Origin of the sequence: Pseudoalteromonas sp. DY56-GL79, assembly GCF_041414765.1 — a bacterium.
Lineage (GTDB): Bacteria > Pseudomonadota > Gammaproteobacteria > Enterobacterales > Alteromonadaceae > Pseudoalteromonas > Pseudoalteromonas piscicida.
The window spans coordinates 39,241-55,289 of the sequence record NZ_JANHZS010000026.1 but is presented as its reverse complement, the minus strand read 5'-3'; the positions used below and the strand labels follow the sequence as shown (position 1 = coordinate 55,289).

The 16,049-nt window shown below is 43.6% G+C and carries 16 protein-coding genes; 12 read left to right on the top strand and 4 right to left on the bottom strand.

What is annotated here, in order from left to right; all coding sequences use genetic code 11:
* The first annotated feature begins 47 nt into the window (after positions 1-47).
* The 3 genes from NO992_RS18215 to NO992_RS18205 all read left to right on the top strand — a co-directional run bounded on the left by NO992_RS18215 (position 48) and on the right by NO992_RS18205 (position 3,483).
* The gene (locus tag NO992_RS18215; RefSeq protein ID WP_010375460.1) at positions 48-575 is read left to right on the top strand and encodes a hypothetical protein; all 528 of its coding nucleotides are present in this window, start codon (positions 48-50) and stop codon (positions 573-575) included.
* A 69-nt stretch (positions 576-644) separates the two neighbouring features.
* Positions 645-1,172 carry a hypothetical protein gene (locus NO992_RS18210; RefSeq protein ID WP_371379653.1) on the top strand — a complete coding sequence of 176 codons (528 nt, stop codon included), beginning with the start codon at positions 645-647 and terminating at the stop codon, positions 1,170-1,172.
* Between the two features lie 151 nt (positions 1,173-1,323).
* The gene (locus NO992_RS18205) at positions 1,324-3,483 is read left to right on the top strand and encodes a S46 family peptidase (protein WP_371379651.1); all 2,160 of its coding nucleotides are present in this window, start codon (positions 1,324-1,326) and stop codon (positions 3,481-3,483) included.
* Between the two features lie 178 nt (positions 3,484-3,661).
* On the opposite strand, the gene NO992_RS18200 is transcribed toward NO992_RS18205, so the two are convergent.
* Together NO992_RS18200 and soxR are read right to left on the bottom strand one after the other, a co-directional pair.
* Positions 3,662-5,446: a DUF885 domain-containing protein gene (locus NO992_RS18200; RefSeq protein WP_371379648.1), complete on the bottom strand. Its 1,785-nt coding sequence runs from the start codon at positions 5,444-5,446 to the stop codon at positions 3,662-3,664.
* A gap of 13 nt (positions 5,447-5,459) precedes the next feature.
* Positions 5,460-5,966 carry a redox-sensitive transcriptional activator SoxR gene (gene soxR / locus NO992_RS18195; protein WP_371379646.1) on the bottom strand — a complete coding sequence of 169 codons (507 nt, stop codon included), beginning with the start codon at positions 5,964-5,966 and terminating at the stop codon, positions 5,460-5,462.
* 81 nt (positions 5,967-6,047) lie between these two features.
* Here soxR and NO992_RS18190 point away from each other — a divergent pair, with 81 nt between their 5' ends.
* Entirely contained in the window at positions 6,048-6,503 is a 456-nt protein-coding gene (locus NO992_RS18190) for a flavodoxin family protein (protein ID WP_371379643.1), read from the top strand.
* A 316-nt stretch (positions 6,504-6,819) separates the two neighbouring features.
* Here NO992_RS18190 and NO992_RS18185 read toward each other — a convergent pair whose 3' ends face one another.
* Positions 6,820-8,454 (bottom strand): methyl-accepting chemotaxis protein, encoded by a 1,635-nt coding sequence (locus NO992_RS18185; protein ID WP_371379640.1) that lies wholly within the window; start codon positions 8,452-8,454, stop codon positions 6,820-6,822.
* 392 nt (positions 8,455-8,846) lie between these two features.
* Between NO992_RS18185 and NO992_RS18180 the strand changes: the two genes are divergently transcribed.
* The 8 genes from NO992_RS18180 (at position 8,847) to NO992_RS18145 (ending at position 15,424) form a co-directional block, all read left to right on the top strand.
* Positions 8,847-9,278, top strand: coding sequence for a hypothetical protein (locus NO992_RS18180; RefSeq protein WP_371379636.1), 432 nt, complete (start codon positions 8,847-8,849; stop codon positions 9,276-9,278).
* A 362-nt stretch (positions 9,279-9,640) separates the two neighbouring features.
* Positions 9,641-10,501, top strand: a complete 861-nt coding sequence (gene cyoA, locus NO992_RS18175; protein WP_253107029.1) for a ubiquinol oxidase subunit II — start codon at positions 9,641-9,643, stop codon at positions 10,499-10,501.
* Positions 10,502-10,503: 2 nt separating this feature from the next.
* Positions 10,504-12,486: a cytochrome o ubiquinol oxidase subunit I gene (gene cyoB, locus NO992_RS18170; RefSeq protein WP_371379633.1), complete on the top strand. Its 1,983-nt coding sequence runs from the start codon at positions 10,504-10,506 to the stop codon at positions 12,484-12,486.
* A 3-nt stretch (positions 12,487-12,489) separates the two neighbouring features.
* A complete protein-coding gene (gene cyoC, locus NO992_RS18165; protein ID WP_371379631.1) occupies positions 12,490-13,110 on the top strand; it encodes a cytochrome o ubiquinol oxidase subunit III in 621 nt (206 codons plus the stop codon).
* A complete protein-coding gene (cyoD, locus tag NO992_RS18160; RefSeq protein WP_017218861.1) occupies positions 13,110-13,469 on the top strand; it encodes a cytochrome o ubiquinol oxidase subunit IV in 360 nt (119 codons plus the stop codon). Before cyoC ends, cyoD begins: the two co-directional genes overlap by 1 nt.
* A gap of 13 nt (positions 13,470-13,482) precedes the next feature.
* Positions 13,483-14,361, top strand: a complete 879-nt coding sequence (gene cyoE, locus NO992_RS18155; RefSeq protein WP_045965423.1) for a heme o synthase — start codon at positions 13,483-13,485, stop codon at positions 14,359-14,361.
* Between the two features lie 503 nt (positions 14,362-14,864).
* Positions 14,865-15,092, top strand: a complete 228-nt coding sequence (locus NO992_RS18150; protein WP_045965424.1) for a hypothetical protein — start codon at positions 14,865-14,867, stop codon at positions 15,090-15,092.
* Between the two features lie 20 nt (positions 15,093-15,112).
* Entirely contained in the window at positions 15,113-15,424 is a 312-nt protein-coding gene (locus NO992_RS18145; RefSeq protein ID WP_017218864.1) for a YciI family protein, read from the top strand.
* Here the strand turns inward: NO992_RS18145 and NO992_RS18140 are convergent.
* A complete protein-coding gene (locus NO992_RS18140) occupies positions 15,414-15,944 on the bottom strand; it encodes a TetR/AcrR family transcriptional regulator (protein WP_371379627.1) in 531 nt (176 codons plus the stop codon). The two genes, NO992_RS18145 and NO992_RS18140, sit on opposite strands and share 11 nt — an antisense overlap.
* Positions 15,945-16,049: the final 105 nt, after the last annotated feature.

Here is a 16,049-nt window from a genome sequence, read left to right as displayed (position 1 = left end):
AAAGTCAAAAGCAAATAAGACTAGGGATGTTCGACTTGGAGAAAAGGATGACAAATAAACTCTACATCATTTTGTTGCTAGTAATACTGCTTTGCAGTTGTTCTTCACGCACAGAGCTCGAAAAATTACATATAGGTATTTCCGCTTATGAAAAAAGTGACCTGATGGTAAAGCTTATATTTGACGATAGATTTTCCCCTCCCGCAGGTGCTATAGGCTGTTGCTGGGGGAACGCTCAAAAGAAAGGTGTGTTTTGGGGAGCTGAGATCCCACATAAAGTTCAAGCAGAATGGTGGGATTATAAGCAAGGTAGGCATTATCGTGCTGTGTTTATAGTACAGCGAGACAAGGCATACGAAATCGCGGGTAATTTACCGAGTGTGACTTATTACACAGGCAAAACGGAGACCGATGTTAATCCTTATATCATCTTTGGGTTTGGTGAAAAGGGAGAAGTAAAAATGTGGATTTCTAATGCACCGTTTGATGGCGTCGAAGGACGAATTTTAGAAGAAATTGGTTCGGCACAAGCGACTTGGGAACCCTTTGAATTAACCGATGAAATGTTTAATTAGATAAGTGCCCACAATCCAAAGTTAATATCTAAAACGAATGAGACTGGGATGTTCGAATTGGAGAAAAGGATGTTCAATAAGCTCTCTACCGTTTTACTGGCATTAATACTGCTTTGCAGTTGCTCTTCACATACCGAGCTAGCACAGTTGGATATAGGTATTTCAGCTTATGAAAATAGTGACTTGATGGTCAAAATAGTGTTTGATGATAAATTTTCTCCACCTGCAGGAGCGATAGGCTGTTGTTGGGGAAATGCTCAGAAAAAAGGATCGTTTTGGGGTGCTGAAATCCCACATAAAGTGGATGTTGAATGGCGAGACTACAAGCAAGCAAAACTCTACAGAGCTTCATTCAAAGTTCAGCGGAAGAAAGCCTACCATATAATTGACGAATTGACTCCTGTTACATTTGCATCAGGACGTGTTGATGATGATGTGAATCCATTCATCATTTTTGGGTTTGGTGAAAAGGGTGAAGTAAAAATGTGGATTTCTAATTCAGCATTTGCAGGAGTTAAAGGGCGCATTTTAGAAGAAATTGGTTCAGCACAGGCGACTTGGGAGGCCTTTGAATTAACCGATGAGATGTTTCGCTAAAAAAGTGAAAACTAGGCGTTTTATCATGGTATTTTCTGTACGGTTGTTTACATCGGTTTATCGAATTCCACCGAAATAAATTGCTATTTGGCGCTATCTTGGGTCACATTACTGACCGCAATTAAAATAATATAACATTTAGGATTGGAATATGCGTATTAAAGCTATCTCCGCGGCCATGGTGTTGGCCTTTTCTCAGTACGTTGCTGCCGATGAAGGCATGTGGCAACCACATCAACTACCTGAACTTGAATCTATTTTAAAGTCTAAAGGACTAGAGATTGATGCTAAGTCAATTTCTAAACTCACAGAGTTCCCGATGAATGCGGTGATTAGCTTAGGTGGTTGTACGGCGTCATTTGTCTCTCCTAAAGGTCTGGTGGTGACAAACCATCACTGTGCATACGGCTCTATTCAATACAATTCAACAACAGATAACAATATTCTTGAGAATGGCTTTTTAGCAAAACAGCCAAGTGAAGACTTGCCGGCGGCACCGGGCTCACGCGTTTATGTGACAAAAGAAGTGTCGAACGTAACGGATAAAGTTAATGCCGGTACGGATTCGCTTACCGGTAAAGCACGTTTTGATGCTATTGACAGTAAGCGCAAACAACTTGTTGCCGAGTGTGAGCAAGATGAAAGCTATCGCTGTAATGTTTACACCTTTCATGGTGGATTGGAATATTACCTCATTAAATCGCTTGAGATAAAAGATGTCCGTCTGGCATACACGCCAGCGATGGGCGTGGGCAAATATGGCGGCGATATTGATAACTGGATGTGGCCTCGTCACACTGGCGACTTTGCTTTTTACCGTGCATATGTGGGTAAAGATGGTAAACCCGCTGAGTTTTCTAAAGATAACGTACCCTACAACCCAGAGTCATTCTTGAGTGTGAGTGCAAAAGGCGTGCAAGAGGGCGACTTTGTAATGGTGACGGGTTATCCAGGTCGTACCAACCGTTATCGTATTGCTTCTGAAGTAGATTATGTGTTTAACACGGTTTACCCCATGGTACGTAAACATAACTCAAAGTATGTGGCACTGATTGAAGAAAATGCACCAGAAGGTTCGCAAGCTCGTATCGCTTATGAAAGCACCATTGCAGGTTACAACAACTACATCAAAAACTTTGGCTCTATGATTGAGAGCTTCAAAAAAGGCAGTATGTACAGCCGCAAGCAGCAATTTGAGCGCGATCTTAGCACTTGGATCAATGCCGATGCAGACCGTAAAGCAAAGTATGGTGCTGTGCTAAACGAATTGAGCGAGTTGGTTGCTCAATCTCAAGCTCATTATGAGCGTGATATGATGGTTGGCTATATCCATCGCTCACAAATGATGTCTACTGCGCGTAAGCTTTATCGCTTGGCGGTTGAAAAACAAAAGCCTGATGCTGAGCGTGAGAGTGGCTATCAAGAACGTGATATGCCAAAAATCAAAGCGGGGCTTCAGCGTATGACGCGCCGCTATGATGAAACAGTTGATAAAGCGATTATGCTTTACTTCATGGAGCTTTATGCAGCCTTGCCAAAAGAAGCGCGTTTAGCTGAAGTCGATAAGCAGCTTCAACTTGAAAACGGCTTCAATAAAGCAAAACACCAAGCGCTGCTAGATGAGATGTATGCTAACTCTAAGCTTGCTGATGAAAAAGCCCGTCTTTGGATGTTAGATTTAGAGCTTGAGCAGTTAAATCAAAGCTCTGATCCATTCATTCAATATGCAAAAGCGATTTTTGCAGTGATGAAGCAAATCGAAGATGAAGAAAAAGAATTGGCTGGTAAGCAGCAATCTGCTCGTCCTGCCTTGATGGAAGCCATTATTGCTTACAACAAGTCACAAAATAAGCCAGTTTATGCGGATGCTAACAGCACACTCCGTGTCACTTACGGTACGGTAGGTGGCTACTCACCGCAAGATGGTTTAGTGGCAACGCCATTTACCTCGCTTGAAGGATTGCTGGCTAAAAATACCGATGTAGAACCATTTAACGCGCCGAAAAAGCAACAGCAGTTGATCCGCGAAAAAGTATATGGTCAATATACAGGGGGCATGAATACCGTACCGGTGAATTTCCTTTCTAACGTGGATACCACAGGTGGTAACTCAGGCTCGCCAACTTTAAACGGGAAAGCGGAGTTAGTAGGTTTACTGTTTGACGGTGTATATGAAAGCATTATTGGTGACTGGGATTACGATAAAAACCTAAACCGCTCAATCCATGTTGATTCGCGTTACATGTTATGGGTAATGGATAAGGTTGATAATGCGCAAAACCTGCTAGATGAAATGAAGATAGTAAAGTAGGTCGACCTTTAGGTCGACAATCCCCCAACGTTTAAAGGGTAGACTTTAGGTTTAAAGGGTAGCCTTTAGGTTTATAGGGTACCCTCTAAATTAAAACGTTAGTCGGCCTAAAGGCCGACCTACAGGTGATGTCAATTTTTCGAAAAATAATGCCGGCCATGAGGCTGGCATTATTATATTACTTCGTCATTAACTGGCGGATATATTTTACCGGAGCACTACCAAAGCTTAAGAATTCTTCATGGAATGCTTTTAAGTCAAATTCCTTTCCAAGCTTTTGTTTTTGTGTTTCACGGAAGTCGTAAATTTCGCGATAACCAGAGTAATAGCTGGTTAATTGTACTTGGCTCAAGGTTGCACGGCGCCATTTACCTTCGGCTTCTGCACGCTCTTGGAAAGCCCCATTCATCAGCAGATCTAAGCCTTCTTCTTTGCTTATTCCTTTTACTTGGATACCGTAATCTAGGATGGTGTTACAGATCACACGTAGATTCCACTTGTAGTACATTAACCACATTTCAGGCTCAAAGTTACCATAGCCTTCTTCTAGCATCATGCGCTCAGTGTATACTGCCCATCCTTCAATCATCGCGCCATTACTTAAGATACTCTTCACCAAAGACGGAGATTCGTTAGAGTAAACTAACTGCGTGTAATGGCCTGGCACGGCTTCATGAATATTTAGGATCTGCAGGATCCAATGGTTGTATTCACGTAGATACGATTCAGCTTGCTCGTCGCTCATTGAGTCCAGCGGAGACACGTTATAATAGGTGTTCTCCTTTTTGTCGTATGGGCCCGGAGCACTGATTGAAGCGCCAGCAAAGCCACGCATATATTCAGGCGTCTCGCGAACAACCAACGGCTTTTCTGGGTCTAGCGTGATGAGATCTTTTTCCATCACAAACTTTTCAAGTTCTGGTATTTGCGCCTTGATTTCGCTTACAAAGTTTTCACGCTTTACGTGTTTGACTGAAAGGTGCTTGATAAGCGTGGCAATCGCATCAATGTCAGATTCAGGGCGTGGCTTGTCAGCAAAGTACTTTGGCCAGAGTTGATCAACAATCTTAACCATTTCATTAGTAACACGGGCTTTGTCGGCCATTGCCTTTTCATACATTTGCTTGGCGGTGTAGCCAGACTGAATATCAAAGGCAAATTTTTCTTCGTACAGCTTCTCACCAATTCTAAATGAGCGCGCATTACCGTTTTCGCTTAACTCTTTTTCAAGGTTGCTAAGGTAAGATACATATCCATTGATGGCAGATTTCGCGGCAGCGAAGCGCTGCTTGAATAGGGCTTTTTCCTCGGCTGTTAATAATGAAGTCGCAAGTTTATCAAGCAACTCGTCGTTTAATACACTAAATGCGCCTTGGTTTTGTGCAATCGCAAGCTGAGTATATTCAAGCGTTGGATTGTTAATATTGTTTTGTGCAGCTTCATAATAGGCTGGCACATATTGAAGACGTGCCAAAACGAGCTTGAGCTTTTCGTCATCCGTTTTAAAGCGGCTATTGAGTATCGTCGCAAAGCCATAAGAAACATTGTAGTTTGACGGATTCCACTGCCAGCTTTTGAAGGTTTCAATATGCCAGATATCGCGTTTTAGGCGATTTTCAATCAAGTGATAATCGATTTTTTGACTATTGCTTAAGTTAGCAAGGTCGAACTGTTGTAACTTAGCCTGTTGCGCCTGAGAGAAGGCAACACTTGCATCACGAGTCGCTTGGGTTGGTACCGTGATAATATCGTCGTACTTGCCAAAGCCTGCCCAGAGCGACGCTTCTGGGTACTGTTTCCATAAGTCATTGATAAATTGCTGAGAAAAGTCAGCGAATTGTGCATTTGTTGCTACTGTTTGCTGTGAAGCTGAAGGCGTCGTCTCGACAGACGAAGGAGAAAGTGAGCAGCCAGTCAGGCCCATTGCCATGGCTAGCGCCATACACAAGGCAGTCTTTTTCATTATTGTGTCCTATTTAATGGTTTTCGCTATCATAACAAGATTTTGCTTTATTTGCTTTGTCTGGCTCATCCAACCACACCGCACCGTAAGCCTCTTTGGCAACGATGTCATCGGGGTTGTAGATAGGGCATGATTTCATCGACAAACAGCCACAGCCAATGCAACCATCGACATAGTCTCTTAAGCGCTGCATGTAAGCGATTTTTTCGTCCAGCTTTGCTTGCCAGGCTGTAGAGAGTTTCGCCCAGTCCGCTTTGGTTGGTGTTCTTGAATCGGGTAGGGTATCAAGGGTTTCTTTTATCTCCCCTAGGGTTATCCCCATTTTTTGACCAGCTTTAATAATGGCAATTCGGCGCAACACATCCTTTTTATAACGGCGCTGATTACCGTTATTACGCCAACTGCGAATAAGCCCTTTGTTCTCATAGAAATGCAGTGCAGACACCGCAACGTCAGCTCTTTGGGCAACCTTACCGACGCTGAGGTTTGGCTCGTCTCTTAATAATTTTTCAGTTTTCATAAATTAGTACTTTACCTTAACTTAAGGTGAGGTTTTAAGGTAGCACCCAATTTATTATTAGTGCAACTGGAATTGAAGATTATGAAAACAGTCGTTATTTACTCAAGCTCAAACCCCAATGGAAATACCTACCAATCTGCAAAGGTACTAGCAGAAGAAAAAAGAGCTGAGCTCATCTATTTAGACCGTTATAAAATTGGTGAGTATTGCTACAAACACTCTCACAGTGATGATGACTTTGTTAACCTTTTTAGATGGGTACTTGGTTTTGAGCACATCATTTTTGCATCCCCCGTTTATTGGTATGCAGTGACACCAAGAATGAAGGCATTTATCGACAGAATAACCGACTTTATGGACATCGAAGCGTTAAAGCCTGAGCTTAGAACACTACGTGAAAAGCAGTTTTCTATCTTGTCGACCTCATGCCAAGAAAAAGCACCGGCACCATTTACTGAGATGCTGGTGGGGACCTTTGAATATTTGGGTATGAAATTACAAGAGCAGCGTCACGTCCATTATCCTTATGCTGATTAATCGCTGTGGATTTTGTTGGGTGGGGTTGTGTGACGATGGCTTTTAAAGATCGCTGCGTAAAGCAGCTCCCACTCCGAAGTAAAATCAGTTTGGTGGGTGGTTTATCCGCTGAGAAGCTTTGTAACTGGTGTGTATTTAGAGGTGGGAAAGGGCTTTAAAGATCGCTGCATGAAGCAGCTCCTGCTCTGGAGTAAAACCAGTCTGATATAACGGTGGTTTACCCGCCGAGCAGGTTGTGACTGGCGCGCTAAACCCCTTGCTACCCGACATTTCTCAGCGGAAGTACGCACTTCCGCCTATGCGAATAGGTGCAAGGTCACACCTTGAATTCACTTACCATTTGCGAGAGTCGTTGTGACATTTCGCTTAATTGCTGACTCGACGCTTTGGTGTGTTCAGCGCCAAGAGCGGTTTGGTTTGCCACTGTTGCGATACCACTGATGTTGTCAGTCATCTCATTAAGATCTTCGGATTGCTTTTCACTCCAGGTGGCGATATTAACGTTAATATCATTCACAGTTGCGATGGAGAGGTTGATTTGCTCCAGTGCATGCTTACATTCTTGGCTCACTTTGAGGCTTTGCTCGGATGCTGCGCGGCAACTCTCCATTTCTTCAACGGTTGTGGCGACGCCATTGTGCAGTTTATCAATGATCGCTTGAATATCATCGGTAGATTGTTGCGTCCGCTGAGCTAGTGTTCTTACCTCATCGGCCACCACGGCAAAACCGCGACCTTGTTCTCCTGCTCTGGCAGCCTCGATGGCCGCATTCAATGCTAATAAATTAGTTTGATCTGCCACTTTTTTAATGACGTCAAGTACTGCACCAATCTCGGTTGATGAGCGTTGTAGTTCGAGCACAGCTTGTTGCGCTGAGTCGACGCTACGAGAGGCATGCGCTATGACTGCTACATTTTCGTCTACATGCGTCAGCCCTTGGGTCGTCAATGTGGTTGTCTCTGTCACTTTATCAAGCGCACGCTTTGACTCATTATTGACAGCTTGTGCCACTTGATTAAGCGATTGCATGCGGTTTTGCACTGATTCTGTTTCACTGTTTTGTTGTCCAATACCAGCTTGGATCTGCTCGGTAATACAGGATAACTCCTCTGCTTGGGAAGCCAAAGAATGGGTGTTTTCGTTGATATCATGCAGTACATCACGAAAATGCGAGTTCATTTTATTAAATGCGATAGCCATTTGGGCAAGCTCGTCTTTACCGTGGCTTTTCAGTGCAATGGTGAGGTCTTTTTGCGCTGAAATGAGTTCCATAGTACGGGTGAGCTTATCCAGTGGCTTGGTAATATTTTTGCTGATCAAGCTCGAGAGGAAAATAAGTAATATCGCATAGCCGAGCGTTTCAGCAGTCATCAACATGAGTCGGTCATAAAACTGTTCTTCAACGTCTTGAAGGTAAATGCCTGTCCCAATTGCCCAGTTATAGTGCCCTAAGTTAACAATATAAGAAAGCTTGCCCTCAAGCTCCTTTGTCCCCGGTTTTGGCCATTCATATCGAGCAAAGCCTTGTTGATTTTGATTAGCAATGACGACGAACTGGCTGAATGCCTCGCGAATAAAGCGTTCATGATGGTGAGTCATTGAGGTGCCATTGAGTAGTGGCTTAATGGGATGTGTTACCATATTCCCGTTTAAGTCAAATAAGAAGAAGTAGCCAGCATCACCATAGCGTGCAGCATCAATGAGTTTTTTTATTTTTTCTTGTCTTTGTTGTGGGGAGAGTGAGGCCTCGGTGGCAACCATATTAAGTTGTGCAACTGTGGTTTCCATTAGGTTTTTTGCATTAATACGTCTTTCTTGCGTTAAGCTGTCTCGTAAAACGAGTGCTGATGAGAGTTGCACAAGGGCAATGATCACGACAGACAAAAGCAGACTAAGTCTGAGTTTATTGGGCACTTTCATTAAACCTAGGAGTTTATTCAGCTGCTTCATGAGTTCCTCTAATAACAAAGAATTAGCTAAAATGACAGCGATGTCAGTTGGCGTGGATCATACTTAGAACGAACCAAAAATAAATAGCATGAACAAGAGGTGAATAAAACATTAGGCCGTGTAGACGGCTATACAATTGATAGTTAATAAAAATGTTAATATTCACATTTTGTAAATTATTGTGAATGAGAACTATTGCTAATAAGTGCGTTTAAGAATTTTGTCTTAGGGAAGGAAGAAAGTTAGAGGTAGATTAAGATAATTTGATATAGATCATTGTAGATATCGCTTGAATCGAATAACGACTTTGTTATACTCGCTGCGAATTTTCAGTTTAGACTGAAAGTTCTGAACTAATCAATTCTATTAAGATAAAAACATCAGGATAATCTGTGCCACTGTTAAGCTATGCTCGACAAACCGCTACTACTAACGACACAACCTATCAAGGTTGTGCGATGACGCGTGCGCAGTTATTCGGTCGTATTTTCAGTGTGCTAAGCGCATTGATGATGTTTAACGCGGCATTATTATTCACTGGCATGCTAGGTGATGTAGCTGAATTAGAAGCACTTTTTGCAGATAATTCACTACCTGACTCTGTTTTGGTGATGCTCGGAGAGTTTTGGGCTCAGCCTATCTTGTCAATACAATTATTGATAGGTCTTTATTGGTTAGTTTTCCATACTATTTTGCCTACACGCGCGGGCATCGTGCTGCGTAAAACGGCATTCGCCTCTACTGAGGCTATTCAACCTCAACCGGTGCCTAGCGCACATGGTTGTCGTGCTCCTCCTTTTGGGTACCGCTGTCTGTTTGCGTAATCGCAATATTTGAGTCCAGTGCGTTTGATTTACGCGATTTGGATCAGCAGTCAGCAATTCAGTTTCAATTACATTAATCGGCTACTTACAGTCCTTTTAGGGCGAATTGTAAGCTTAGCAAATGTGATTGTCCGTTTACTGTATCGATTATTTGGTAAATGGTTAGTGACTGGTATCAAAGGAGCGTTTCCCTTCACTAATGCATTTTCCCTGGTGGATACAGTGCAATTCGAACTTGTGCAGCATAGCTTGCACAAATAGATACTCAGCGTGCTTGATAAATAAGCCGCAGCTTATCGTTGAAGGGTAATCAATTGAATAAACGTAGTGTTGTGAATTATGCGTTCGCTTCATTGGGGCTTATGCTCACCGGCTGTAGTGGTGGCATTTTAGATCCCAAGGGGCAAATTGGCATGGATGAGAAGTCCTTGATCATCATTGCCACTGTACTGATGTTACTCGTTGTAGTACCAGTTATTATTCTTACCTTATATTTTGCGTGGAAGTACCGAGACGGTCGTGACCACGAGATCTATGCACCTAAATGGGCTCACTCTAACAAAATAGAAGCCGTGGTTTGGACCATTCCGATTGTGATTATTATTGTACTTGGGGTGATCACTTGGCGCTCTACGCAATCGCTTGATCCGTATAAGCCGTTGGAAGGTAAAGGTGAACACCTCACAGTTCAGGTGGTATCGCTAAACTGGAAGTGGTTATTTATTTATCCTGAGCAAGGCATTGCTACAGTGAATGAGCTGGTGTTTCCAGCGAATGTACCTGTGGAGTACAAAATCACTTCCGAAAGCACCATGAACTCTTTCTTTATTCCACAGCTTGGTAGCCAAATCTACTCGATGGCAGGGATGGAAACGCAGCTTCACCTGATTGCCAACGAGCCGGGGACGTTCAAAGGCTTTTCTGCTAACTACAGCGGAGCGGGCTTTACGGGTATGAAGTTCGATGCCATTGCGACCAAAGACAAAGCAAGTTTTGATAACTGGGTTGCCGACATCAAAGCAAACGGCGAAGCCTTAACCGCAGGTCGTTATGCGAAACTGGCTGAGCCTTCTGAATATCACCCCATTGAATATTTTGGCTCGGTAGAGCAGGGCTTATTCCACACCATAGTTATGAAGTACATGCAGGGCCATGGCGAAATGAGTTATTACGCTAAACCAGAGCATGCTGCGCATCCACATCACGGCAAGGCTGAGGAGTAATTATGTCGTTGTTTGGTAAATTATCCATCGAGGCAATCCCCTATCACGAACCCATCATTATGGTGACGTTAGCTGTGGTGGCGATTGTTGGTCTAATTGTGGCGGCAATGGTCACAAAACATAAAAAATGGGGCGTGCTGTGGCATGATTGGATCACTTCAATCGATCATAAACGCCTAGGCGTGATGTACATTATCTTGGCATTAATTATGTTAATGCGTGGTTTTGCCGACGCCGTCATGATGCGTACACAGTTGGCGATGGCCACAAGCGGCGCTGCTGGTTACTTACCTCCTGAGCACTATGACCAGATCTTCACCGCACACGGGGTGATCATGATCATCTTTATGGCGATGCCATTTATGATTGGTTTGATGAATATCATCTTGCCACTGCAAATTGGTGCTAGAGATGTTGCTTTTCCGTTTTTGAATAACCTCAGTTTTTGGCTGACGGCGGGCGGGGCAATTCTGATCAACTTATCCTTGGCATTTGGTGAGTTTGCAAAAACTGGTTGGGTGGCGTACCCGCCATTGTCGGAGTTGTCGTTTAGTCCGGGTGTTGGGGTTGATTACTATATTTGGGCACTGCAAATATCCGGACTTGGGACATTGCTCACTGCCGTGAATTTCCTGGTAACCGTATTTAAGATGCGTGCGCCTGGCATGACGCTAATGAAAATGCCTATTTTTACTTGGACTTGTACTTGGGCAAATATCCTAGTTGCGGCGTCTTTCCCGATTCTTACTGCGGTGCTAGCGATGCTAACGCTTGACCGTTATATGGACTTCCACTTCTTCACCAATGAAGCCGGTGGTAATGCCATGATGTATATCAATCTGTTCTGGGCATGGGGTCACCCTGAAGTTTATATTTTGATCTTGCCTGCGTTTGGGATTTTCTCAGAAATTATTTCAACCTTTACAGGCAAACGCCTGTTTGGCTATAAGTCGATGGTGTACGCCAGCGGTGCGATTTCTATTTTGGGCTTTATTGTTTGGCTACATCACTTCTTTACTATGGGTTCAAGCGCCAATGTTAATGCTTTCTTTGGGGTCATGACGATGGTCATTGCGGTGCCGACGGGAGTAAAACTCTTCAACTGGTTATTTACCATGTATCGCGGTCGTTTGCGGATCACGGTGCCGGTCCTTTGGACATTAGGGTTTATGGTGACCTTTACCGTTGGTGGGATGACCGGCGTACTGCTTGCAATTCCTGGCGCGGACTACGTGCTGCACAACAGTCTTTTTCTGATCGCACACTTTCATAACACCATTATCGGTGGCGCAGTGTTTGGTTATCTAGCGGGTTTTGCTTACTGGTTCCCTAAAGTAATGGGTTACAAGCTTGATGAGCGTTGGGGTAAAGCCTCGTTCTGGTGCTGGCTAGTTGGTTTTTTTGTGGCCTTTATGCCGCTTTATGTGCTTGGCTTCTTAGGCATGACACGTCGCCTAAATCATACCAACACGCCAGAGTGGAACATTTGGCTATACATCGCGTGTATTGGTGCGTTTATCATTATGTTTGGGATCATCTTCCAAGTGGTACAGCTAGTGGTGAGTTACAAAAACCGCGAGCAATTGCAAGATACCACAGGCGATCCGTGGAATGGGCATACGCTAGAATGGTCAACGGACTCTCCACCGCAGTACTACAACTTCGCGAAAACCCCTGTGGTTGACGATATTGATGCTTGGACAGAAATGAAAGAGCAGGGACAGGCATATCAAAAGCCTGCACAGTATCAGCCTATTCACATGCCAAAAAATACCCCGGCTGGAGTGCTTATCAGCGCGTCATTGACCGTGTTTTGCTTTGCCATGATTTGGCATATTTGGTGGTTAGCAGCGGTGGGTTTTGTCAGTGCTATCGCGGTATTTATTAAGCGTTGTTACACCAGCGACGTTGATTATTATGTTCAGGTTGACGAGATTGAGCAGATTGAGTCTGCCCACCTTTCTCGTGCATTACAGGAGGGTTAATTCATGAGTGCTATTACTCCCGCTACGCTGCATGCGTTAGAAGATGCTCATGAGCATGCTGATCATGACACAGGTTCAAATACTGTTTTCGGTTTTTGGCTATACCTGATGACGGACTGCTTGTTGTTTGCTTCCTTCTTTGCCACTTATGCTGTGTTGTACATGAATACGGCAGGTGGCGTGTCTGGTAAAGACATATTCGAGCTGGGTTTTGTTGCGGTTGAAACCGCAGCGCTACTGTTAAGTAGTATTACCTTTGGTTTTGCCATGATAGCGGCAAACAAACAGCAAAAGTCGCAAACCTTATCCTGGCTTGCGGTGACATTTATCTTTGGTGCGGTGTTTATTGGTATGGAAGTGTATGAATTTCATCACTTAATAGTGCATGGCCATGGACCGCAAAACAGTGCTTTTTTGACTTCTTTCTTCTCATTGGTGGGTCTGCACGGCATGCACGTGACGGCAGGCTTGATTTGGATGACAGTGATGATGATTGAAGTGACACGTCGTGGTCTTAAGCCACAAACGGTAACGCGTTTGAGCTGCTTAAGCTTGTTCTGGCACTTTTTAGATATCGTGTGGATCTGTGTATTTACCGTTGTTTATTTAATGGGGGCAATGTAATGAGCCATAGTGAATCTCAAGCGTTAGCACAGATGGATGTTCATGAGCATGAACACGACAGCCACGGTAGTGTGAAGTCGTATCTAATTGGTTTTGTGTTATCCGTCATTTTGACAGCCATTCCTTTTGCTGCCGTGATGAGTGGCAGCTTGTCATCTAGCACGACATTCTGGACGTTAGTGACAACGGCGTTAGTGCAAATTTGGGTGCACCTAAAGTACTTTTTACACCTGAATTTTGTTACGGAAGAAGGCAAGGCAAGCACGCTTTCCTTTATCTTTAGTGCGTTGATTATTGTGATGGTAGTGGGGCTGTCGGTCTGGATCATCTACGAATCGAACGCCATGATGATGTATTAACAGGAGAGTAGTCATGCTGCGTCGTTATTTTCAGGTGACAAAACCTGGGATCATTATGGGAAACTTGATTTCAGTCGCAGGAGGCTTTTTATTGGCCTCTCGAGGTGAAGTTGATTGGCTGCTATTTGCCTTGACTCTACTAGGGCTATCTTTGGTCGTTGCGTCAGGTTGTGTAGTTAACAATGTCATCGACAGGGATATCGATGCGGCAATGGCTCGCACTAAAACTCGCGTGACAGTAACTGGGGAAATTTCCTCAGTTGCTGCACTGTCACATAGTCTGGTACTCGGATTATCTGGCTTTGGGCTCTTAGCCTATTTCACCAATTGGATTGCGCTGAGTTTTGCCGCATTTGGTTTTTTTATTTATGTCGGTGTTTACAGCTTATACATGAAACGAAACTCAGTGTATGGCACGGTGGTTGGTAGCCTATCAGGGGCAGTGCCTCCTGTGGTTGGTTACTGCGCGGTTAGCGGGGTGTTTGACTCTGGCGCTGCCATTTTATTATTGATGTTTTGTCTTTGGCAAATGCCACATTCTTACGCCATTGCGATTTTCCGTTTTGAAGATTACCGGGTCGCGAATATTCCAGTGTTGCCAGTTGCGCAAGGTGTTGAAAAGGCTAAGCATCATATTGTTTTGTATATTGCCATTTATGCACTCGTGGTGATGTTACTGCCGCTTAGCGGTTATACCGGCATAGCATTTATGGCGGTGGCCTGTACAACCAGTTTTTGGTGGTTATTGATGGCGCTAAAAGGATACCAAAGAGACTTAGATTTACATGGTTGGGCGAGGCAAGTATTTGCATTCTCAATAGTCAATATCACAGTCCTAAGTATCGCGATGGCGATTGATAATCACAGCACAGTTTCTGCGATGCTGTACTGATCGCAGATTATCCCAAAGTAACTAAAATCCAAAGGCCCACAGGGCCTTTTTTCGTTCGTATCTTAGTTTATACCAATTTGACTTAATACTTGCTCAATTTGAAGGAGTAAATCTGACGCTAACAGCGTTAAAAATTCCTCATTTAGAACAACTAAATAGCAAAATTTTTGCCTAGTTATCGACAAGATTTTCTCGCCTCAAAATAGACCACTTAATTAAGCAAGTTGGTATTATTTTACGTCGCTTGCTTTTTACCCATTTTATCTCCATATCAAGCTTATTGAGTAACCTGAGCTGTGGATAATCAATGCCTTTCTAGCAGCCAGTTTTAGCGCTAACTGCGTTGAATCCACTTCCAATAGCCAGCTATTGGTGCGTAAATTCGCCTTGTTTCCCCTAAAACTCTCTGGCTAGACAAGGAGAAGAACTAAGTTGTGTTTTAGCAGTAATGAGTTAGAACATTCGTTATCCAAACCTCAGGTTAAATAGATGAGAAGATAATAATGGATATAGGGATCACAGAAGTATTGTTGTTATTTGCGGCGATTTTTATCGCGTCCTTTTTACTTTTTAAGGTCGTGCTATGGGCCAAAAAAATGCCAAAAGGCGCCTATCTATTTTTGGCTTTAATGCCGCTCATTTCTCTTTTTCCTATTCCACCACCCGTTTTTAAAAATGTCGCGAAAGCCAAACAAGAACAACGTAAAAAAGCACCCAAATCAGAACCATAATCACACAGGAAAATAGCTTAATGTCAGCTTCAATATTTATTGTTAATCTTACTTATGTTACCGAAATTGAACAGGTAGAGCCGCTGCTTGCCCCTCACATTGCGTTTTTAGAACGTTTTTATGCCAATGGCACTTTTATCGCTTCTGGCAGAAAAATCCCACGAACTGGTGGGGTTATTTTGGCAAAGGCGAGTAGTGAAGCTGAGCTACTTGACATTGTTCGTCAAGATCCCTTTTATGTCGCCGAAGTGGCTCGGTATGACATTATCGAGTTTGTGCCAAGCAAGTTTGCATCTTGCTTTACAGAGGTGGAAAAATATCTTAATTCTTGAGTGCCCGCTTGGCCACGCCCGTATCGTGACAGGTATAGGCCGTTGAAATAATCCCTTCGCTCAATAGAAACAGGCGCTCGACAGCGGCATCATCAGCGTCGTTGAGCGATTGTTTAAGTAACGCTTTTACCGCAAGTTTGTGCCTCTGGCATAGTTGATTAATTGGACTGGTGAGCTCACCAAATTCTGCCGCCGTGTTGATAAAGTAACAACCACGGAAATCGCCTAGCACCTCCACTTTATTATTAATCCAGTGATCTAGTGCTGAAAATAGCTGCTCTGTGAGCTGTTCATTCGTTTGAGCATTTTCGAGGCAACGAGATAACCAAGATATAAATAGGTGATGGCGCTGCTCAAGTGTTGCAAGCACCAGCGCCTCTTTACTCTCAAAATGGTTGTACAGGGTTTTTTTAGCAATACCAGATGACTTTAATACTTCATTAATACCAATGGCATGAATGCCATGTTGATAGAACAGTCTCATTGCGCAATCGATCAGTTGTTGTCTTTTTGTACTCATCAGCCAGCCATGTTTATTAGCGTGATTATAGGTTGACAGAAGTAGACCAATTTGTCTACCATTTGCGGGGTAGACAGATTGGTCTACTTTTTGGAAAGGGAAAGA